A 20,361-nucleotide genomic window follows, 5' to 3' on the forward strand; every position below is an offset into this window, starting at 1 on the left:
AAAAGACTTACCAATAGTGCATCTAGAGGCGTAAATAACAACTTTTTATTTCATTGTTTATCTTCTAGATTGTATTTGCCGTTTTACCATTTTTTTAATACTCCTTTTTAATTAGCACAAGGTACACCCATGAATGCTCTTTCTAATCTGCTAAAACCTTTAAATAGAGGCACTCTAAAACTTGAATCTTTGAGTTTTTTAGCTCCGTTAGCGATTCGCTTGTATCTTGCGCCTATTTTTATCAGCGCAGGATGGAACAAAGTAACTGGCTTTTCAGATATTGTTCAGTGGTTTGGCAACAGCGATTGGGGACTGGGATTACCCATGCCTAGCCTTATGGCTGTATTGGTCATAGGCGCAGAACTATTAGGGGGTTTTGCTTTATTACTTGGCGTAGGTACACGTTTTGTGTCATTCTCACTTATTATTACTATGTTAGTGGCCATGGTTAGTGTGCACTGGGCAAATGGCTGGTATGCCATTACGCCAACCAATCCAGACACAAGCATGTCAAGCCTAATGAATAGCTTTGGCTTTTGGGGCAGTGACGCAAGTCTTGCTAACTCTCAAGAAGCTGCCCTTCGTTTAGATAAAGCCCGTGAAATACTGCAAACGCATGGCAACTATGACTGGCTGACTGAAACAGGTAATTTTGCTATATTAAACAATGGTATAGAGTTTGCGGCGACATACGCCATCATGTTGTTGGTTACTTTGTTTTATGGCGGCGGACGCTATATGAGCTTAGATTATTGGTTAAACCCCTCTCAGCTTAAGCGTCAATATCGGAACTTATACCATAATCATTAATATGTTTTTATAAAGTCAATATACGAGCCCTTCTATGACAAACCCCGCGAACTCCTCAGCAGAAGATTTTGATAAAGTTTCGCCTAAATTTGTCGCGTCAGTGCGCCAGCAAATGCTTGCTTTTGCCAGATCCCAATTGGGCGATTACCATTTAGCTGAAGATGTGGTTCAAGAAACATTTATTGCGGCGCTACAATATGGGGATCAATTTAAAGGCGAAGCGGCCTTTAAGAGTTGGGTATTTGCCATCTTAAAAAATAAGATTGTCGATAATATACGCAAAAACAGCAAATATACTACGATGTCTAGTTTATCTGATATGCAAGATGGCAATGAAGATACTTTGATAGATGCTCTATTTGATGAAGCAGGGTCTTGGTACCCAAATAGTAAGCCCAGCCAATTTGATAACAGCTGGAGTGATCCAGACGTTCAGGTTCAATCAGAAGGGTTTTGGCAAGTTTTAGAAGCTTGCTTAACTAATTTGCCCAGTGAACAAGCTCGCGCCTTCTTAATGCGTGAATACATTGAGCTTGGCACCAGTGAAATATGTCAAACTCTTGAGATTAGTACAAGTTATTATTACGTACTAATGCATAGAGCAAGGCTAGGTTTACAAACCTGTCTAAGCATTCGCTGGTTCGAATCCACCTAAACACAGATTTTATGACATTGAGTAGGCGTGTCAATATTAAGCATCAAAGACTATAGATATATTGTTAAATCACTGCCTTAAGTCTTCTCAGCCAGATCTAGTAGTGTTTACGCTCACATGTCTTGTCTCACACCACTTTTAAACTTGATTGGCTTGATTGACTGGCTTGTTCGACTATAGTCACAGAACTTTTATTAGGATTAACATGAAAGACTGCTTACGAATAACCCAAATTGCCAGTGATGCTAAAGAAAGAAAGCTCACTGCTCGCGAAAAGCTACGTCTCAATACTCATCTCATGTTATGCCCAGGCTGTAGAGCCTTTAATAAGAATACAGAAACGTTGAGTAAAATTATGCAGTCTTTTAAATCTCAAAATGACACCTAAATCAGTCTTATTCAGATAAAGATAAGAAACAGTTTGCCGATGGGCTGAATAAGCTGGTGCGATAAATATTATTTTTACCAACTGGCATCATTTAATGATGCTCGCCAGGTAAAATTTTGGCAAAAGCTTTTTGCATAAGGTTAGGCTTACGGTCTTTGGTTTGTGCCGCTTTCGTACTTGGAAAAACACTAAAACCTGCAGACTGTATCGCCACATTAATTGAGGGCACTAACGCATAAGTTGCAGACGCAAATTTTCCCATCATACTCGCAACGCTAGGTGGCTTATCGATAATGGCTTTTGCTATCATCTCAGCTGCTTGTTCCGGCGTTAAAGCAGGCATGTATTTATATAGCTTAGTAGGTGCTATCATTGGGGTGCGACCAGTGGCATATAAACGGTGCTGATATGGATATTTCTGGACTTCACTTCGGCAGCTAGGCAACGACTAAACGCATCTAACGCTGCTTTGGATGCCACATAAGCCGAAAACCGAGGACTATTTGCCAATACCCCAATAGACGATATGTTGATAATATGCCCAGACTTGCGCTCTATCATACTGGGCAACAGCTCCAATATAAGCTTAACTGCACCAAAGTAATTGATGTCCATGGTGCGTTCAAAATCATGAAAACGTTGCGACGATTCACGCACCGAACGACGAATCGAACGTCCCGCATTATTAATCAGCACGTCAATATGGTTGTGATGGCTTAAGATTTTCTGAGCGGTATGAACTACAGCGGCAGTGTCTGTTAAATCACAGCTATAAGTGCTCACTTTGCCCGCTGCATTAATAATATTCTCTCTCACTATTTCTAGCTTATCTTGCGAACGCGCAATTAATACCACATGCGCCCCTGCATTAGCTAATAAATAGGCTGTGCTCTCTCCAATCCCACTTGAACCGCCGGTTATCAAAATTGTTTTATTACTGACCTCAAAAGGTAGGTGTGACATATTTATCCGAGCCATCTTTTTATATCCTAATCAACTTATCATCAAACGAGTACACAGATTATTTTTCGACTGTTTAAGGTTTTAACTTTTGGCTATGGTAAAGCCCATCACTTCATCGATACTTTTAGCATCTGTTAAAACCATCAGAAGCCTGTCAACGCCTAGAGCAATACCGCTACACTCTGGTAATTCATCGCAAGCCGCCAACAAACGCTCATCAATGGGTATGATAGGCAGTCCCCGCTTTGCTCGGTCGATATTATCCTGCTCAAAACGAGCTTGCAGTGCCTGCCTATCTGCCAGCTCATCATAGGCATTGGCTATCTCAATACCATTGATATATAGTTCAAAACGGCGGGCAACTTTATTACCATCTTTATCTGTTTCAATTTTGGCAAGTGCAGCAGTAGCAGGTGGGTAGTCGATAATGAGTGTCGGCATCTCATGCCCCAAATTTGGCTCTACCAAATGGCTAAACAGCATATCAAGCCAACCTTGATGATCATCGCCTAAATCCAAACCGCCTAACCCATTATCTGACGCAATGCCAGCGAGCACGTCACAGCTTGCGGATAACGGATGGATACCAACATAATCTAAAAATGCTTGCGAATAGCTGTAATGCGTCATTATTTGAGGATGGCCATACAACACCGCCATTAAATCAGCCAACTCATGACTCAAGTCATTTAAAGTAAACCCAGGGCGATACCACTCAAGCATCGTAAATTCAGAGTTATGACGGCTACCCACTTCATTATCTCGAAAAACAGGGCATATCTGATAGAGTGCCACTTGCCAACTTGCCAGCATTCTCTTCATAGCAAACTCGGGAGACGTATGTAAATAATAGGTTTTTCGCTGATCTTGCACGGTTACATTAGCGGTTATCGAGGGTACAAACACATCGGTATTGCCTGATTGAGACATCAGGGGTGTTTGCACTTCCAGCACGTCACGCTGAGCGAAAAACTGACGAATCTTAGCCAACATGTCGGCTCGTTTGTGCGCCATATCCAAAGACATACTGGGATGATAATTAATGGGTTGCATAATAGTTGGTTTAGGAGACATGATTCACTCTTAAAAGGTAGTATAAAATAACGAAAGGATAATTAGGGCGTGTCTTAAAGAGGGGTTTGGATGTTAGGGCACAGTTTTTGGCTTATAGATCATTGCAGTATCGCTATCATCGGCACATTTTAAGACTGCTAATAGGAATCAAACGTAAACAGCAGCTCGTTTATCAGAGAAAGCACCTTATGCAAGGTTACCACCGTGTTAAAGTATCCATGCTTTAATTGTAGCGAACCTATCTCACATATCACATTTACATATCATACTTAGGCTTGCTTTTGCCGAGGGACGAGGCACGGTCATAGCTTTGCAAGAACGACTACACTTGCCTTGCATATTTCTCCCCTTTTTAATAGCCCCGATATTAAGGCTCATCTTTTGTTTTTTATCTTTTGGTTTTTGTTTTAATGTAAGTTTTACTGGTAAATCGAGCGCATCCATTAATAAAGGATTGCTTTATTCATGTATACGCTATGAGTTATCGAACTGCCATTCACGGCGTAGCGCATAGTTTTTGCGTAAAGAATCAAAAGCAGAACCGATAACTTTTTGTCGCTTGCTGTCTACGGCTTGTCGAAGCAGGGCATCATCCGCTTGAATGTCATAAAACTCCGATAAACGCTCAGGGTTATTTTTTAATGACTCCCATGAATAAGGGTTGTCTGGCAATAACTGATCCATTAGAGGTTCAGTTTGACCGTCTATGCTTTGAGTTTCTGAACCCTGCCCCTCTAGGCCAAATACCTTCACAAAGGCATCGAATATCATTTGGGTGCCACGCAGCTTGCCTTCCAGTGTATAGCCTGCAATATGGGGGGTCGCTATTGAGAGGCGCTCAAGCAATTGTGTAGAGACCATTGGCTCATATTCAAAGACATCTAAAACCACATCCCTTTTATGGGTCATTAAGTCTGCTAATAGTGCTGACTCACTAATCACTGCCCCACGTGCTGTATTTATCAATAAGGTGTTCACGGGCATCTTTGCGAAGGCGGAACTGCCCATTAGATGATAGGTGGGATATGGACTGCTGTCTGGGGCTGTTAAAGGTACATGCAGGCTAATTGCCTGACTTTGAGTGAGCACCTCATCAAAGCTTGCATTGTTGATATCGGAATGTGGCAAAAAAGGGTCGTAACCCAATACTTGCCAGCCTAAATCCTGAGCATATTTTGCCAGTGTAGATCCAATATTTCCTAAGCCAATGATGCCCAGTTTGATGGGCTCAGCAGGATGGGCAGAGTCGCCATACAAGTGCGAACACGATTGCCAATAACTAGGGCGCAAGGTTAATGCGGCGGTTAGTACATACTGCGCTACTGAGTGCTTGCTACAGCCTGCGGCATTTTTGAAGACGATATGTCGCTTTGCTAAATAATCTTGATCTACATGATCCGTACCAATCGTGGCAGAACCCACAAACGTTACACTCTGATTGATATCAAGTAGTGAGGCATCCACCTTGGTTACTGAACGAATAAGCAGCGCGTGGGGCTGATGTTTTTCGATAACGCTACTGGTAATGTCTCGCCCTGCCATTGCGATCACTTTTACAGGTTGATTTAAAACGGAAGCGTTGAAATAATCGTGTAAATGGGCGATGTTGCTATCGGCAATAATGGTAAGGGTCAATGTTAATCCTAATCGTTATTCAAATGAGTGATGCAATCGACAGTCTACTTGTTTTTATCATGGCTGGCGTCACTAAGCTTAGAATCATCTATAGGCGAGTCAGCAAAGGGGTATTTGCTAAAAGTAACCACATCCGGAGATATCTCAAACGACATAGGTCTATCCGCAGGCCTCCACTGATGCTCATCTAACTGAGCATAACAAGGCGCAAATATGATATTACGATGCTGATTAATCCACTCGCGCCAAACAGCTAATGCAATGGCCAATACGACAGGCCCAATAAATAAGCCAACAAAACCAAAAGCCGTTAATCCGCCAAGCACACCGATAAAAATAATGATAAACGGGATCTTAGTTGCTCCCGAGATAACGATTGGGCGAATAAGATTATCCACCCAACTAATGACCAATGTGCCCCATAGTGCCAATCCAATTGCTTCTGTCGCATGACCTTGAGTAAATAGGTAAATAACCACCCCACCCCAAGCAAATGGCGTACCAAAAGGTATGAGCGCAATCGCAAAGGTTAAAATAGTTAACAGTATCGGGTTGGGGGCGCCTGCAAAGAAATACCCGATGCCAGCAAGAAAAGCTTGGGCCAATGCAGTCAAGCCAATGCCATACACAACCGCTTGCGTCGTACCACCGACCGAATCAATATAGCCGTCTATACGATTGCCAATAATATTGCGCAGGGCTTGACGGATTTGCTTCATGAGGCTAATGCCATCACGGTAAAAAAAGAATAGCGTCATAAACGCCATACCTGTTTTGGCCAAGCTGCTTAACATGGCATCAAGAGCCACTTTGCCGTAGTACAGGTGCGACTGTAGCCACATCTTAAAAGCATTCAGCGACGCTTCTGGATTTTTATTTATCTCCCACAAGATATCTTTTACTTGTTGTCCAATAACGGGTAGATTTTTAATCTCTTCAGGTAAATCGACATAACCGACCTTAAGTCGATAGAGCAGATTACCGTATAAACTTAGGGCTTCTTGCTGCAATACAAACAGCCCCATAACGACGGGCACACCGATAATTAAAGATATGGTTACTGTCATAATGCTTGCACTAATATTAGGGCTAAGCTCTACCTTTTTATGGAAAAAATTATATAGCGGAAAGGTCACATAAGCTATGATAGCGGCCCACAAAGCAGGAACAATAAAAAATTGTACAATACGAAAAGATAATATAAACAAGATTACCAATAAGGTAGCTGTTAATACTCGCTGAGTCACAAGTTCTCGGGTCCAGTTTTCAATCATTGCAAGGCTTACCAAAATAGCAGAAGTTGTCGAATAGTTATAGCGCCCCTATTATGCGACATTCAGACTTGAAAGAATAATGATAACTTGTAACTTTTGCTTACAATATTACTTCAACCCTATTCTCAGGTACGAAATAATTAAAAAACTGCCAAAGACATCATTCAAATCATAGCCAATATGTTGGGATATGGACTAGATAACTCGTATAGTCGCCTCACTTATAACTCGCTAAGGTATTAAAAAGCTGACCCTCCAGAGTCAGCTTTTAACGGATATAAAATGGCTACCTATCATAAACTTGCTATCAGATTTGCAATTCGCCGACATCAGCTACCGTTAAGAAAAGCTCACGTACCTGCTTTAGTAATGCCAAGCGGTTGGCTTTTAGTTTCTCGTTATCACTATTTACCATAACGTTATCAAAAAATGCAGTCAAAGGCGCTTCGAGCTTTGTTAACGATTGCAAAATCTCATTGTATTTAGCATTGGCTTGTAATGGTGCTACTTCTTTTTGCGCCTCACTCACAGCAGCATATAAACTTTTCTCTGCCTCCTCGTTCAATAAGTCTATATCTACTTTCTCGCCTACTGCCCCTTCAGATTTGGCTAAGATATTGGCCACACGTTTGTTAATCTCTGCCAACGTTGCCGCTTGCGCAAGCTCACGAAAAACAGTTACTGCACGAATACGCTGATCAAAATCAAGTGGCATATGCGGGTTGATGGCTTGAACCGCTTGAATGGCATCAACGCTTACCCCTTTTTCAGTATACATGGCACGATAGCGTGAGTTGATAAAGTCCATCACGTTGGTAAAGGTATCGCCCATTTTTGGTAGCTTACCGTCATAATTTTTAATGGCTTGTTCAACCAGTACAATTAAGTTAATAGGCAGTTCTTTTTCAATTAAAATACGTAGCACCCCAATGGCACTGCGGCGCAAACTAAAGGGATCTTTAGAACCTGTCGGCGCTTGATCAATGCCAAATATACCCACCAAAGTATCTAAGCGATCCGCTAAGGCAAGGCATATACCTATTGGTGTTATTGGTAATTTATCACCACTAAACTTAGGTAGATATTGCTCTTCAAGAGCCGCTGATACTGCTTCTGGCTCACCATTTAAACGTGCATAATAGGTACCTGCAATACCTTGCAGTTCAGGAAACTCGCCCACTAAAGTACTCGCAAGGTCGGCTTTAGACAGCACTGCCGCACGGGTGGTTTGCGCCACATCTATATCAGTATAACCTTCAAGCTTTAACTCTTTAAGGGTTGACGCAATGAACGCTGCTAATTTAGCTATACGTTCAGACTTCTGCCAAATGGTACCGAGCTGATCTTGGAATACCCGATTTTTAAGATTTTCAGTCAGGGTAAATAAGGGGTGTTTTTGATCTTGCAAAAAGAAGAATTCAGCATCAGCAAGGCGCGGACGCACGACTTTTTCGTTGCCATTAATCACTTGGCTTGGGTCTTTTGACTCAATATTACTGATAAAGATAAAGTATGGCTGCAATTTGCCATCACTATCCGTTAAGCAAAAATACTTCTGATCCGCTTGCATGGTTTTAATGAGAGCTTCTTGTGGCACTTGTAAAAAGCGTTCTTCAAAACTGGCGCGCAGGGCAACAGGCCAATCAACCAATGCAGTTACTTCATCGAGTAAATCTTGCGGCATAATGGGCTTTGCGTTTACCTCATCTGCTAGCGTTTTTACCCTCTCAATAATCAGCTGCTGACGACGGTCAAAATCTGCAATCACTTTAGCACTGTGTAAAATGCTCTCGTATTCTTTAGCATGAGCAATTTCATGAACCTTTGGCGAATGAAAACGATGCCCTAACGTCGTATTTCCGGCATTTAGCCCTTGTACCGTTGCCTCAAGCACCTTATCGTCTTGCATAAATATCAGCCACTTAACCGGGCGGACAAACTCTTCTCGAGTCGCACCAGAACGCATACGCTTGGCAATAGGCAGTTGATCAAGTGCTGTTTGAAATATATGGGGCAGTAACTCTGTGGTTGCTTGACCAGTGATGGTTAAGTCATAGCCGATATAATCGCCCTTGTCTGTTTTGATGGTCGTCAGTTCGCTGACATCAATGCCTAATCCTCTAGCGAAACCTTCTGCAGCTCGAGTGGGATTACCCTCTGCATCATAAGCGGCCTTTACCGCAGGCCCTCTTTTTTGTTCACTGCGATCAGGCTGCTTATCAGCAATACCTTCAATTTGGATAGCCAAACGACGGGGGGCGGCAAACGCTTTTAAGCGATCAAAACTGATATCAGCCTCTTTAAGCTGACTCTCAACGCTGGATTTAAGCGAATCCCGTAGTGGCTTTAAGCTCTTTGGTGGCAGCTCTTCACTACCAAGTTCAAATAAAATTGTGCTCATGAGGCTCTCTATCTATGATTAATTTTTATAATTTTAGTGTTGTTTATTCTGTATTCGAAAAGCACTGGTATGCAGCTTGCGGTACACCGAGCAATGACAGTTTAAAACGTCACTAATATCGCCGTGAAGTTCATATTCAATGCCACTACGCAAAAAGCCGCCTTTATGCAACATCAATTATCTTACCTTTTATTGCTGCTGCTATTGCTCCTGCGCTATATTAATCTTAGCGTTAATCGAGTATCAGAATAAACTTATTTAGTTTGGGTAATTAGGGTCTGTTGAACATTCAAATATTAGGACTGCTGATAGCTAAAATTGTTCCAAACTAGGTGTAAACCGACGATAATGTCTAGACCTTAGCTAGGTTTATAACAACGTTTGGGGCAATTTTAGCATCAGCCCTGTGGGGCAAGGCTATTTTTTGTCAATATATTGCGAAATTTTCTAACTTAGAATGACTAAGCGTCAAAAATCTCCCTGCATATTGCCTAAAAAATCGCCTCCGCCAGTTCCACATTTGAATGTTCAACAGACCCTAAGCTTAGTACTGAAACATAGTATATTACTGAAGCTTAGTGCTTAAACATAGCCGTAAACAATAGGTTTTAAACACCGTTAGCACAGATTGTTACTCTTAGGAATTAAAACTTAATGTGCTGATATTTCGGCTTTAAACCTTATGCTCAACGGTTTCATCTTTAGGTAAATACTTTTTCAGCGCCGCTTCTCTATGCGCTTTATCCGCTAATGGGAAACCTAGCTTCGCACGAGCTTCCACATACCCCTGTGCTACCTTGCGCGCCAATGTACGCACCCGTAAAATAAAGCGTTGGCGTTCAGTCACTGAGATGGCACCGCGGGCATCAAGTAAGTTAAAGGTATGTGACGCTTTTAAGACCATCTCATAGGCAGGCAGTGGTAATCCAGCCACTACTAGCTTATCCGCCTGTTGCTCATAGAAGTCAAATAACTCAAACATTTTTGGCACATTAGCATACTCAAAGTTGTAAGTAGATTGTTCAACTTCGTTTTGATGGAAGACATCGCCATAAGTGACTTTACCAAATTGACCATCTGTCCAGACTAAATCATAGACACTATCAACACCTTGAATATACATTGCCAAACGTTCAAGACCATAGGTAATTTCGCCCGTTACAGGAAAACATTCCATACCACCTACTTGCTGGAAATAAGTAAACTGGGTAACTTCCATACCATTTAGCCAAACTTCCCAACCCAAGCCCCATGCCCCAAGTGTTGGCGACTCCCAGTTATCCTCTACAAAACGTACATCATGCGTTAGGGTGTCAATGCCAATAGCTTTTAGCGAATCAATATACAACTCTTGAATATTAGGCGGGTTTGGTTTCATGACAACTTGAAACTGATAATAATGTTGCAACCGGTTTGGGTTATCCCCATAACGACCATCTGTTGGGCGACGTGACGGTTGCACGTAAGCAGCGTTCCATACCTCAGGTCCTAACGAGCGTAAAAACGTTGCTGTGTGAAACGTACCCGCGCCCACTTCCATATCGTAGGGTTGCAGTACCACACACCCTTTATCGGCCCAGAAAGCTTGCAAGGTTAAGATGAGTTCTTGAAATGTCATAGTATTGCCACTGTTAAATTAGAATTGTTGTTAAACTTAATTAGAAAAAATATTGTCAAACTTATGGTGTTAAATACAGCCCAAGTCATATAATCGAAGGTTGGTTTTGGTAAAGAAGTTAAGCAAAACGCAGATAAAAAGGCAACCGATAGCAGATTTCATCTTATTTATCTTGAATTTTATTTATCAAAGCACTTATCAAAGAATCAACCTATAGTCCGCTTCACACTTCGAATTTTAGCCCATATTTATCTAGATTATGACTAACGAACTAAGCATTTTAACTTAGTACGCACACCTTACTAAAAAATGGCACTTTTATCTATATTTTAAGCGTTATATCTCGATAAGCAGGCAAAAAAATACCTAGATGGCAACCCATCTAGGCAGGAGGAAAGCGGTTTAAAGATTAGCTTTTTTTTGTTGTTATAATCGTTATTATAATTTAAATGATGGCTAAATCTTATCAGCTAACGATAAAAGGACAATAGGATATTGTCTATAATATTACTGTATTAATATAATATACTAAATATAATTGCTAACACGGCTACTGGTAAGATGCTTGGCTGGCATTAGGCATCACTATCCAAAGTAGTAAGTAAATAAAAATTCCTGGTACGGCAGCGCTTGCTGTTGATATGATAACGAATAAAAGGCGGGTAATATTTGGCGACCATCCAAAATACTCAGCAATGCCACCCATAACGCCTGCAACCATACGATGATTACGTGAGCGATGTAATTTATTTAACCTTTGCATTTTACCTCCATTACTCGCAGTATAATTATTTATCTTATCTTGAAATTAAAAATCTCTTTCAAAGTTTTTCGGGGTAATTTTATAAAGGGTACTTATCTAAACTGTACTGGTCTAAATATACTTTATTTGACTCATTAACCACTTAATTTGATATATTTATTATATATAAATTAGCCAACAATGATGTTTAAACTTAACACTGAATTTGTAACAGTATTTACTTTTACTCTTGCAGAAGCTTAGTAATTGTTATTAATACAAAATGATACCCAACGGGCTGTTTTGTTGAATCACGTTTCATTGCCAGTTATTTAACATCTAGTTATTTAATATCTAGTTAGTAGATAAGGATGCAACTTATGCTTAAATCAGATGCCATACGCTCAGGAATTATGATTGGTCACTTTGAACCTCTACACTTAGGGCATATGCGTAGCATCTTGTTTGCGTCTGATTTGGTTGACACCTTACATATTGTTATCACATCACATCCAGATCCTAACCCTCGTTTTCCCGTGACACTCGAAGACAAAGCTCGCTGGCTACAGATGGCATGCCGTGATCTCCCTTTCATTAAAATACACACCTGCTCTGACTTTTTATTCCCTGTGCATGACAGTGTTGAAGACATTACTTTGAATATTGACGCCTACACTGCCAAGATTGGCTATATTCAAGACAAACTTAATATATCAGAGCATAATGCCCTATTTGTTACTGAGGGTCATCCAATGGCCACAGAAGCCGTCAAAACGGCACTCAATATTGAGGTAATGACCACACCTAGGCATAATGAATTCGATAGTATCGCCATTCATTACGACCCAATTGCAAACTGGGACAGCATTCATCCAGAAGCAAGAGGCGAATATACTCGAACCGTAGCAATTGTAGGTGGCGAAAGCTCTGGAAAGACTACTTTAGCGCACAAAATTGCTAATTATTATGGGACAAATTTAGCGCTTGAGATGGGTCGTCTATACGTAGGTACAGACCTTGGTGGCTCAGAGGTTGGTTTACAATACAGCGATTACGCCCCTATAGCATTAGACCACGCTCACGCTGTACGCGAGGTAGCGTACAAAGCTATCTCACCTGTCACCATTGTTGATACTGATTTTGTGACCACACAAGCGTTCTGTGAAGAATACGAAGGTCGCTCACACCCTTTTGTTACTGCCTGTATTGATGAGTTCCGTTTTGACCATACACTATTTTTGGACAACAACACACCTTGGGTTGATGATGGCATGCGTTCATTAGGTTCTCAGGAGGCACGTGAGCGTTTTGAGACCAGACTAAAAGATATTTATGCGCGTCATAACATTAAAACTCATCATATTAATAACCCAGATTTTTCGGAACGCTACCGACAAGCCATCGCTTATATCGATGCACAAATTTTCAATAAATAATGTTTCATGAGACGGCTTTTCAGTATACTACTGGTTAATAATAAGTACTTTAATTAAGTACCTTAATTACGATCTGACACCTTGTGTTCATAATTCATTGTTAATATTAACAGTAAATTTCTCACCTCGTTATCGACTGATGTATAGACCTCAAACCACAACATTCATGACTCAACTATGACCATTACAGTGACAAATTAGGGACTCACATGCGTATCAGACTTTTGGACAACCTTACCGGTAAATGGTCAATGCAATGGGTTGTGACGTGGTTTATATTTGGGGTTGTTGCCTTAACAACGGGCTTTTGGCTAACCACTGAGCATACTCGCCTTGATTTGTTTTATCTGGTTGTGTCATTGATTGGCTTGGTGTGCGTAGTATCATTATCATTTCGCAAAAATGTTATGGGGAATGGTCTGGGTTTAGCGGCTACATCAGGAGAAATAGTAGTGCAGGCGACTGCTGGTGCGGTTGGACTAATGCTTGCGCCCCTATTTAACTTTTTTACTCACCTATATGGTATCGTCTATTGGTCGAAGAATACCGATCCTGATGGCAATATGGTACCCAAATCTGCCTCAAAATTAGTATGGGTAATAACCATCGCTTTTATTATGATTGGTTTAGCTATTTTTCCTACGGTTAACGCATGGCTCACTGAAAAAGGCTATGCTGTGGTTAGCAATGATGGCAGTCAGTTTTTGGGCTTGATTGACTTTTATTGGATTAACGTTTTAGCATTTGTGCTCTCTATTACTGCTCAAGCCACCATGATTTTGCGCTACTCTTTCAGCTGGTGGATCTGGATTGCGGTTAACTTTGTTTGGCTTATCGTAAATCTTATGACCGGCAATTATATTTTTGCTATTCAAACCATGGTTTATCAGATTAATGCCTTTATTGGCCTGTATGAGTGGTATCGTAGCGAGCTTGATTCAAAACTAATCAACGCATAATGTGCTATCAGTTCTAAGAATCCCCTGCTTTTGAGTGGCAAACTTGCCTTTACAAGACTTACCCCTATTGCCATAATAATTCTCACCTATATAGAATAGATCCAACTCACATTTTTAATAAGGACGTTAAAATGACAAAATTCATTACCAGTAAACGCTCACTTGAGCAATGGCTTGCAGAATATGCGGTTAGCCATCAAAATCCTATTAACAAGAAAATCCACTGGCTTTGTGTTCCTACCATTTTTGTGAGTATCGTAGGTATGAGCATGTCGCTATCAGTTTGGTTTACTATTGTATTAACCATGTTGGTGTGTCTTTTTTATCTAAGGCTGTCTACTCCTTTATTTATTGCAATGGGTATATTTACTTTAATGTGTTTATCAGCAATCGCTCTATTGCCTTTTGGATTTAAAGCATGGGCAGCGGTGTTTGTAGTGGCTTGGATTGGACAATTCATTGGGCACAAGATTGAAGGTAAAAAACCATCATTCTTAGAAGACTTACAGTTTTTGCTCATAGGTCCAGCTTGGGTTGCCAATACGCTAATGGGGCGAAAAATTCAACCTGCAAGCTAATGCCTACCGCTATTGACCGATTCTATTACCTTATAATAAGGTTAACTCGTGAATGAATCATTGTTAAAGTAATCCTGAAATGGTGTGGCTTATTTATAACTAAAATACAACTAAAATGTTTCATTCTGTAACTTTCCGATACTAAAACTTACTTAATCTTTGTTAAACTATACAATGTTATATGTAAGCTCTGCTTAATGAGCCATCAATGAGCAGTGACACAGCGCATACCATTTCTTTAAATAAGAGCCTGAGGAAACAGGAATACAAGTGCCCCTTATTGATCTTATTGATAAGTTTTACCAATGATAAGTCTTATGAGTTTCACAAATGTCGGTTATTTTTAGAGCTGGTAATGAGTCTATATCTTTAGTAAATCTTTAATGAATAATGGTGTGTAGCAAAAAATCCGCTTAAAAATGTACGACTCTAATAACATCAAATATTGTTCAAATTTGACCGCTAGAGGTCTCACAAAAAGGAGAACTAACTGTGAATTTATTAAAAAGCACACTAACTATTGCCGCACTGGCTGGTTTAAGCACATTAAGCGTATTAGGTCAGGCAGCTACCTATGAGATTGACACTCATCATGCTCATGCACGTTTTTCTGTTGATCATTTTGGCACCTCTACCAACGCTGGTGGCTTTTATGGTTTATCAGGTATAGTTGAATACGCCCCTGAAGCCAAAAAAGGCTTTGTGGGTATTACTATTCCTATTGGAAGCTTGGATACCGGCATTAAAGCTTTTGACAATCACTTAAAATCGCCTGACTTTTTTAATGTAGAAAAATACCCCACTGCTTATTTTAAGTCAACAGAATGGCAGTTTGATGGAGATAAAGTAACCGCTGTAAAAGGTGACTTAACCTTACTTGACCAGACACATCCCATTACCCTAACTGCCACTAAGTTTAATTGCTATGATAGCCCAATATTGAAAACTCAAGCTTGTGGTGGCGATTTTGAAACCACTATTGACAGAACGAAGTGGGGTATTGATACCTTTACTGATGGTGGTATGATGAAAGATGTTAAGTTAAACATTCAAATCGAAGCAAGTTTGAAAAAGTAATCCCCCTTACTTTCTTTTACCCTTACTTTCTTTTGATAGATATTTGAATTAAAGTTCTATATCAATAAAGCGCCAATGATTCAGTCAATGGCGCTTTTTGGTATTCATAATGGCTAAAATTAAAACGTGCCACCTATCCAGTCATGGAAATACAATAGGGCGACAATAATAAGTCCCCATGAGGCAAGCGTGTGTACAACAATCTGAATGGGGACGGCTAACCAACGTTTAAGACCATCAAAAGGCGATGACTTATAGAAGATGATTGCACTAAAAAATATGCCTGCAGGAAATAAAATGCCCCAAATGACGCTATCCAGCTTGGAAGTATCGTACTCATTGCGCACATTGAGCCAGTCTATCGTCAATATGACGACCAATTGAATGATAAAAATATAAAGTAGCTTTAGGAAGGGAGACTGCTGAGCCAGCCGTTTAAAAATACTCATAACGTCCCTGTTAGTGAAATATATCTTGCTTAAAATTCAAGGTCTTTTTAATAGAGAGATTGAAATAGAAAATCTGGACTGATTGCTTCTGATTAACTGCTTAACGCTTTGATTAACTCAAAACGGGGTACTTGTTTACCCTCTATTTCAACAGTTTCAATAAACATTTCAAGTGGACGTACCCAGACACCGTATTCACCATAGAGACAACGATAGACGACTAACGCTTCTTCGGTTTCAGAATGATGTGCGTTATGCAAAACCTGATAAAGATTGCCTTTGTAATGGCGGTAAATACCTTGGGGAACCTGTTGCACAGGGTCTGTTTTATGTTTGGTCATAATGCTTCAGCTTATTTTCTAGGTTCATTTTTGCTTGTGGCCATTCACTAATCGTCATGCTATAAACGACAGAGTCCGTAATAGTGCCATCTTGACGCATGCGATCACCACGAATCACGCCGTCTTGTTTAGCGCCTAATCTCTGTATCGCTCGTTGTGATTGAGTATTTATGATATCTGTACGCCAGCCTACCGTCAGATATTCTAGCGTCTCAAAAGCATGTGTCATTAGCATCAGCTTGCATGAGGTATTAATATGACTACGCCAATACGATTTTGCATACCATGTGTATCCAATCTCTAACCTTTTTACCATTGGCATAATATTATAAAAGCTGGTCGAGCCAATCGCTTTACCTGTGGTCTCATCAATAACGGCAAACGCAACCCTATCCTCCATATTATGAGCTTTATTGATATAGTCAGATATGGTTTCTGGACTGGGTACATAGGTATACACCGTTTCCCAGAGCTTTCCATCTTGGCAGGCTTTGGCTAAGTCATCTGCATGATCTTGAGTGAGTGGTTCAAGGGTTATACCATTGTAAGACAGTGTTGTCGGCTTTAGCATAGTGGTTCCTAATCGAAAACGATATAAGCTGTGATTTTAATATAACCCAATAAACCGTTTAATTAAACCACCGTTACCTTAGCAAACGCTTTTTTACCCGCTTGAATCACTACCGTCTGACCTGAGGTTAAGCTAAAGCCCGCATTCACCTCTTCACCATCCACTTTAACCGCATTGCGTTTTAGCATATCTTTTGCCGCAGCGTTATTTTTAGCCAATTCTGCTTGGTTTAAAATTTGCGTAATAAATAAGGCCTCTTGGCCCTCTGGCAACTCAAGTGTCACCTCTGGCAAATCTACTGGCAACTCACCATCGGCTAACACATTTCCCGCTGATTTATGGGCATTGGCAGCCGCCTCTGCGTCATGGAAGCGCTCGATAAGCTCTTCTGCCAAGATACGTTTAATTTCTTGAGGGTTACGCCCATTTTCAATCTCTGCCAGTAGTGCTTCGACTTCATCCATGGGTTTAAAGCTTAAAAACTCATAATAGCGACGAATGAGCGTATCTGGCATCGATAGAATTTTTTGATACATCGTACCTGGAGTGTCATAGATTGCCACATAGTTGCCCAGTGACTTTGACATTTTATTAACGCCATCTAACCCTTCAAGAATGGGCACAGTGATACACACTTGCGACTCCTGACCATAACGAGACTGCAGTGTACGCCCCATTAATAGGTTAAATGTTTGGTCAGTTCCGCCAAGCTCCACATCCGCCTCTAAAGCTACCGAATCATAACCTTGTACTAACGGGTACAAAAACTCATGAATAGAGATGGGCGTTTGCGCCGCATAGCGTTTTGAGAAATCATCACGCTCAAGCATACGGGATACCGTCTGCTGACTGGCCAGAGCAATCATGTCTGCGGCGCTCATGTCATTAAACCACTCAGAATTGAACACTACCGTCGTCTTTTCTTTATCCAAAATCTTAAATACTTGTTCGGCATACGTTTTGGCATTCTCTTTAATTTGTTCATCGGTTAATGGCGGGCGGGTGGTGTTTTTACCCGTTGGATCGCCGATTTTGGCAGTGTAATCACCAATTAAGAAATAAATTTCATGCCCTAAGTCTTGAAAATGCTTGAGTTTATTAATCAGCACTGTATGACCCAAGTGTAAATCAGGTGCCGTCGGATCAAACCCAGCTTTGATTTTTAACGGACGGCCTAGTTTTAGCTTAGCGACTAAGTCTTCTTCAGACAAAATCTCATGAGTGCCTCGCTGAATAATGGCAAGCTGCTCTTCTACTGATAAGTTGTTGCTTGATTCTGGTAGTGCTTGGGTCATGGCTGCCTCTAATTCTAGTAAGATAAATGATTATGACTCAGTATAAACAATAAAAACTATAAGAATTTTTAGATTATACTACTTTGAGGCTCATTTCGTCTCAACCCATAATCGCACTTTAATTAATCCCTTATTTTTATAGTGTAACCGGTTAAGATATTATCTATTATAATTGCACGCGATTTCGCAATAACGAAGGGTTAAACCAAAACGGCCCATACCTTTCACCATACTCTTTTTAAGTTAATTATAGGTTTCATCATGGCGACCACACCGCTCAATAAAGACAATAACAATAACAATAACAATAATGATCTCAACACAACGAACAACATGAATGACAAGGACACCTTTGCCGGGGTTATATCAGAAACTTTGTTTGATAGTTTTGATGAGGGATTTTACATTGGCATGATGTCTGGCACTAGTCTAGACGGACTTGATGCCGTCATTTGCCAGTTCAGTGACTGTTTTGATACCAGCGAGCCAACTCACTGTCCCAATAGGATTATTGCGACCCACAGTAAGGGATTCCCCCCAAGTTTGCGTCGAGTCCTCCTCGCTTTGTGCCAGCCAAATAGTACCAGTCGTTTGGCTGAAATAAGCACCCAAATAGTCAAAGACTACCCAACTCTAGAAAAATTGCCTGAAAGTGAGCTTGAATGGTTTGGTTGGGCAAGCCGAGAATATGCTGAATTTGCCAGCACGGTGGTCAATGAGCTACTACAGAAATCGGGCTTAAATGAAACGTCTATTTTAGCACTTGGTTGCCACGGACAAACCGTACGCCATCGCCCCAACTTAGGGTTCAGTTTGCAATTGGTTGACCCTAATGTGATCGCCGAACGTACCGGTATTAGCGTGGTCTCTGATTTCCGCCGTCGAGATATGGCAGTAGGGGGACAAGGGGCACCACTTGCCCCTGCATTCCATTTGTCTCAATTTGGTAATATCTATAATCGTGAACATTGTAACCGCATTGTGGTTAATTTAGGCGGCATCTCTAACATTACCGTCATGCCTGCTGGGCAACCTGATAACGTCATCGGTTACGATACTGGGCCTGCCAATATGTTGCTTGATGCTTGGTATCAGACCCATGTCGACTCTGCCACCTTAAATCAAGATGACTCAGCGGATGACAATGCAAACGACCCAACCAATGACTCTTTATACGATAAAGATGGCGCGTGGGCAAAAGCAGGCGAAGTCCATCATCCGTTGTTACAGAAGCTGCTAACACACCCCTACTTTGCTCAGCCCACACCCAAAAGCACTGGCCGTGAAGACTTCCATTTAGCATGGTTGAATGAACAGATTGCCGAAATAAGCGACAAACTTGGGGCTAATATCGCTCTTGAGGATGTGCAAGCCACGTTAACAGCGTTTACGGTACAAACCCTTAGCGATGCGATTCAAGCTGAATCAGAGCGTCTTAATATGCACAGTGGCGACAAGGGTTGTGAGCTCATTGTTTGTGGCGGCGGGGCTTATAACACCAACCTACTTACGCAATTGGCACAGGCATTACCAAATTGGGAGGTAAAAACCAGCGCTGACTATGGCATTGCCCCCACTTGGGTTGAGGCAATGGCATTTGCTTGGCTAGCCCGCCAGACTATTATGGGTCAAACAGGCAATCTGCCCGCAGTCACTGGCGCTAGTAAGCCTGTGGTATTAGGTCAGGTGTGTTTTGCTTAGATGCTCCCAACCAAACGATAAAGTTGATTCTATACTTTACAAAATAGGGCCTTTGAACATTGATAGTAGCCATAGATGAGGGCTCAAAGCCACATTTAGCCCTTAACTAGGTAACATTAAATTCCCCACCGAAAAGTAATACCTTAGGATTGAATAAATTTGAATTGAATAAATTATTATGCCAATAACGCTTTGCCGAGGGACGAGGCGCGGACATAATCAGGTAAGAGATACTCCTCATGCCTCGCATATTTCTTACTCTTAAAGAATCCCCGATATTGAGGCTAGTCTTTTGGTTTTTATCTTTAGGGTTAGAATTGAATATACGCAAAAGACTAGGCTGTGCTAGTGCTCAAGCTAAGAGGCTAGTTTTGAGCAAATGTCAAAACTCAAC

At 41.0% G+C, this 20,361-nt stretch carries 18 protein-coding genes and 1 pseudogene; 8 read left to right on the plus strand and 11 right to left on the minus strand.

The genetic code is table 11. The features are described 5' to 3' along the window. Window positions 1-129: 129 nt before the first annotated feature. The 3 genes from AC2SLN_RS09985 to AC2SLN_RS09995 all read left to right on the plus strand — a co-directional run bounded on the left by AC2SLN_RS09985 (window position 130) and on the right by AC2SLN_RS09995 (window position 1,853). The gene (locus AC2SLN_RS09985; RefSeq protein ID WP_486549134.1) at window positions 130-810 is read left to right on the plus strand and encodes an HvfX family Cu-binding RiPP maturation protein; all 681 of its coding nucleotides are present in this window, start codon (window positions 130-132) and stop codon (window positions 808-810) included. Between the two features lie 34 nt (window positions 811-844). Beyond that, on the plus strand, window positions 845-1,465 hold the full coding sequence (locus AC2SLN_RS09990; RefSeq protein ID WP_486549135.1) for a sigma-70 family RNA polymerase sigma factor: 621 nt from the start codon (window positions 845-847) through the stop codon (window positions 1,463-1,465). Between the two features lie 205 nt (window positions 1,466-1,670). Next, window positions 1,671-1,853 carry a zf-HC2 domain-containing protein gene (locus tag AC2SLN_RS09995; RefSeq protein ID WP_486549136.1) on the plus strand — a complete coding sequence of 61 codons (183 nt, stop codon included), beginning with the start codon at window positions 1,671-1,673 and terminating at the stop codon, window positions 1,851-1,853. A gap of 91 nt (window positions 1,854-1,944) precedes the next feature. Here the strand turns inward: AC2SLN_RS09995 and AC2SLN_RS10000 are convergent. From AC2SLN_RS10000 to AC2SLN_RS10030, 7 genes and pseudogenes are all read right to left on the minus strand, one after another. Continuing rightward, a pseudogene (locus tag AC2SLN_RS10000) lies at window positions 1,945-2,831 on the minus strand (SDR family NAD(P)-dependent oxidoreductase). 66 nt (window positions 2,832-2,897) lie between these two features. Next, the gene (epmA, locus tag AC2SLN_RS10005; RefSeq protein WP_486549137.1) at window positions 2,898-3,890 is read right to left on the minus strand and encodes an EF-P lysine aminoacylase EpmA; all 993 of its coding nucleotides are present in this window, start codon (window positions 3,888-3,890) and stop codon (window positions 2,898-2,900) included. 474 nt (window positions 3,891-4,364) lie between these two features. Next, window positions 4,365-5,525 (minus strand): 4-phosphoerythronate dehydrogenase, encoded by a 1,161-nt coding sequence (locus AC2SLN_RS10010; protein WP_486549138.1) that lies wholly within the window; start codon window positions 5,523-5,525, stop codon window positions 4,365-4,367. Window positions 5,526-5,569: 44 nt separating this feature from the next. Continuing rightward, window positions 5,570-6,799, minus strand: a complete 1,230-nt coding sequence (locus AC2SLN_RS10015; RefSeq protein WP_486549139.1) for an AI-2E family transporter — start codon at window positions 6,797-6,799, stop codon at window positions 5,570-5,572. A gap of 307 nt (window positions 6,800-7,106) precedes the next feature. Further along, on the minus strand, window positions 7,107-9,200 hold the full coding sequence (gene glyS, locus AC2SLN_RS10020) for a glycine--tRNA ligase subunit beta (protein ID WP_486549140.1): 2,094 nt from the start codon (window positions 9,198-9,200) through the stop codon (window positions 7,107-7,109). A gap of 673 nt (window positions 9,201-9,873) precedes the next feature. Further along, complete coding sequence (gene glyQ / locus AC2SLN_RS10025; RefSeq protein ID WP_486549141.1) at window positions 9,874-10,818, minus strand: glycine--tRNA ligase subunit alpha; 945 nt, start codon at window positions 10,816-10,818, stop codon at window positions 9,874-9,876. Between the two features lie 550 nt (window positions 10,819-11,368). Then, entirely contained in the window at window positions 11,369-11,581 is a 213-nt protein-coding gene (locus tag AC2SLN_RS10030; RefSeq protein ID WP_486549142.1) for a PspC domain-containing protein, read from the minus strand. A 359-nt stretch (window positions 11,582-11,940) separates the two neighbouring features. On the opposite strand from AC2SLN_RS10030, the gene nadR reads away from it, so the two are divergent. The 4 genes from nadR to AC2SLN_RS10050 all read left to right on the plus strand — a co-directional run bounded on the left by nadR (window position 11,941) and on the right by AC2SLN_RS10050 (window position 15,610). Further along, window positions 11,941-12,996 (plus strand): multifunctional transcriptional regulator/nicotinamide-nucleotide adenylyltransferase/ribosylnicotinamide kinase NadR, encoded by a 1,056-nt coding sequence (gene nadR / locus AC2SLN_RS10035; protein ID WP_486549143.1) that lies wholly within the window; start codon window positions 11,941-11,943, stop codon window positions 12,994-12,996. Window positions 12,997-13,205: 209 nt separating this feature from the next. Then, on the plus strand, window positions 13,206-13,955 hold the full coding sequence (gene pnuC, locus AC2SLN_RS10040; protein ID WP_486549144.1) for a nicotinamide riboside transporter PnuC: 750 nt from the start codon (window positions 13,206-13,208) through the stop codon (window positions 13,953-13,955). 131 nt (window positions 13,956-14,086) lie between these two features. After that, complete coding sequence (locus tag AC2SLN_RS10045; protein ID WP_486549145.1) at window positions 14,087-14,533, plus strand: Mpo1 family 2-hydroxy fatty acid dioxygenase; 447 nt, start codon at window positions 14,087-14,089, stop codon at window positions 14,531-14,533. Window positions 14,534-15,025: 492 nt separating this feature from the next. Continuing rightward, the gene (locus AC2SLN_RS10050; protein WP_486549146.1) at window positions 15,026-15,610 is read left to right on the plus strand and encodes a YceI family protein; all 585 of its coding nucleotides are present in this window, start codon (window positions 15,026-15,028) and stop codon (window positions 15,608-15,610) included. A gap of 119 nt (window positions 15,611-15,729) precedes the next feature. Here AC2SLN_RS10050 and AC2SLN_RS10055 read toward each other — a convergent pair whose 3' ends face one another. The 4 genes from AC2SLN_RS10055 to tyrS all read right to left on the minus strand — a co-directional run bounded on the left by AC2SLN_RS10055 (window position 15,730) and on the right by tyrS (window position 18,266). Next, a complete protein-coding gene (locus AC2SLN_RS10055; protein WP_486549147.1) occupies window positions 15,730-16,059 on the minus strand; it encodes a hypothetical protein in 330 nt (109 codons plus the stop codon). Between the two features lie 92 nt (window positions 16,060-16,151). Further along, window positions 16,152-16,400, minus strand: a complete 249-nt coding sequence (locus AC2SLN_RS10060) for a DUF1653 domain-containing protein (protein ID WP_486549148.1) — start codon at window positions 16,398-16,400, stop codon at window positions 16,152-16,154. After that, window positions 16,387-16,971, minus strand: a complete 585-nt coding sequence (locus tag AC2SLN_RS10065) for a GNAT family N-acetyltransferase (RefSeq protein ID WP_486549149.1) — start codon at window positions 16,969-16,971, stop codon at window positions 16,387-16,389. Before AC2SLN_RS10065 ends, AC2SLN_RS10060 begins: the two co-directional genes overlap by 14 nt. Window positions 16,972-17,033: 62 nt before the next feature. After that, entirely contained in the window at window positions 17,034-18,266 is a 1,233-nt protein-coding gene (gene tyrS / locus AC2SLN_RS10070; RefSeq protein ID WP_486549150.1) for a tyrosine--tRNA ligase, read from the minus strand. 333 nt (window positions 18,267-18,599) lie between these two features. On the opposite strand from tyrS, the gene AC2SLN_RS10075 reads away from it, so the two are divergent. Beyond that, window positions 18,600-19,967, plus strand: coding sequence for an anhydro-N-acetylmuramic acid kinase (locus AC2SLN_RS10075; RefSeq protein WP_486549237.1), 1,368 nt, complete (start codon window positions 18,600-18,602; stop codon window positions 19,965-19,967). The last annotated feature ends 394 nt before the right edge of the window (window positions 19,968-20,361 follow it).

This window comes from Psychrobacter sp. CX90 (genome assembly GCF_057396305.2).

Excerpts from the sequence above, each read along its gene's own strand:
- AC2SLN_RS09985 (WP_486549134.1), top strand. The coding sequence starts at position 130 with ATGAATGCTCTTTCTAATCTGCTAAAACCTTTAAATAGAGGCACTCTA.
- AC2SLN_RS09990 (WP_486549135.1), top strand. The coding sequence starts at position 845 with ATGACAAACCCCGCGAACTCCTCAGCAGAAGATTTTGATAAAGTTTCG.
- AC2SLN_RS09995 (WP_486549136.1), top strand. The coding sequence starts at position 1,671 with ATGAAAGACTGCTTACGAATAACCCAAATTGCCAGTGATGCTAAAGAA.
- epmA (WP_486549137.1), bottom strand. The coding sequence starts at position 3,890 with ATGTCTCCTAAACCAACTATTATGCAACCCATTAATTATCATCCCAGT.
- AC2SLN_RS10015 (WP_486549139.1), bottom strand. The coding sequence starts at position 6,799 with ATGATTGAAAACTGGACCCGAGAACTTGTGACTCAGCGAGTATTAACA.
- glyS (WP_486549140.1), bottom strand. The coding sequence starts at position 9,200 with ATGAGCACAATTTTATTTGAACTTGGTAGTGAAGAGCTGCCACCAAAG.
- glyQ (WP_486549141.1), bottom strand. The coding sequence starts at position 10,818 with ATGACATTTCAAGAACTCATCTTAACCTTGCAAGCTTTCTGGGCCGAT.
- AC2SLN_RS10030 (WP_486549142.1), bottom strand. The coding sequence starts at position 11,581 with ATGCAAAGGTTAAATAAATTACATCGCTCACGTAATCATCGTATGGTT.
- nadR (WP_486549143.1), top strand. The coding sequence starts at position 11,941 with ATGCTTAAATCAGATGCCATACGCTCAGGAATTATGATTGGTCACTTT.
- pnuC (WP_486549144.1), top strand. The coding sequence starts at position 13,206 with ATGCGTATCAGACTTTTGGACAACCTTACCGGTAAATGGTCAATGCAA.
- AC2SLN_RS10045 (WP_486549145.1), top strand. The coding sequence starts at position 14,087 with ATGACAAAATTCATTACCAGTAAACGCTCACTTGAGCAATGGCTTGCA.
- AC2SLN_RS10055 (WP_486549147.1), bottom strand. The coding sequence starts at position 16,059 with ATGAGTATTTTTAAACGGCTGGCTCAGCAGTCTCCCTTCCTAAAGCTA.
- AC2SLN_RS10060 (WP_486549148.1), bottom strand. The coding sequence starts at position 16,400 with ATGACCAAACATAAAACAGACCCTGTGCAACAGGTTCCCCAAGGTATT.
- AC2SLN_RS10065 (WP_486549149.1), bottom strand. The coding sequence starts at position 16,971 with ATGCTAAAGCCGACAACACTGTCTTACAATGGTATAACCCTTGAACCA.
- tyrS (WP_486549150.1), bottom strand. The coding sequence starts at position 18,266 with ATGACCCAAGCACTACCAGAATCAAGCAACAACTTATCAGTAGAAGAG.
- AC2SLN_RS10075 (WP_486549237.1), top strand. The coding sequence starts at position 18,600 with ATGAATGACAAGGACACCTTTGCCGGGGTTATATCAGAAACTTTGTTT.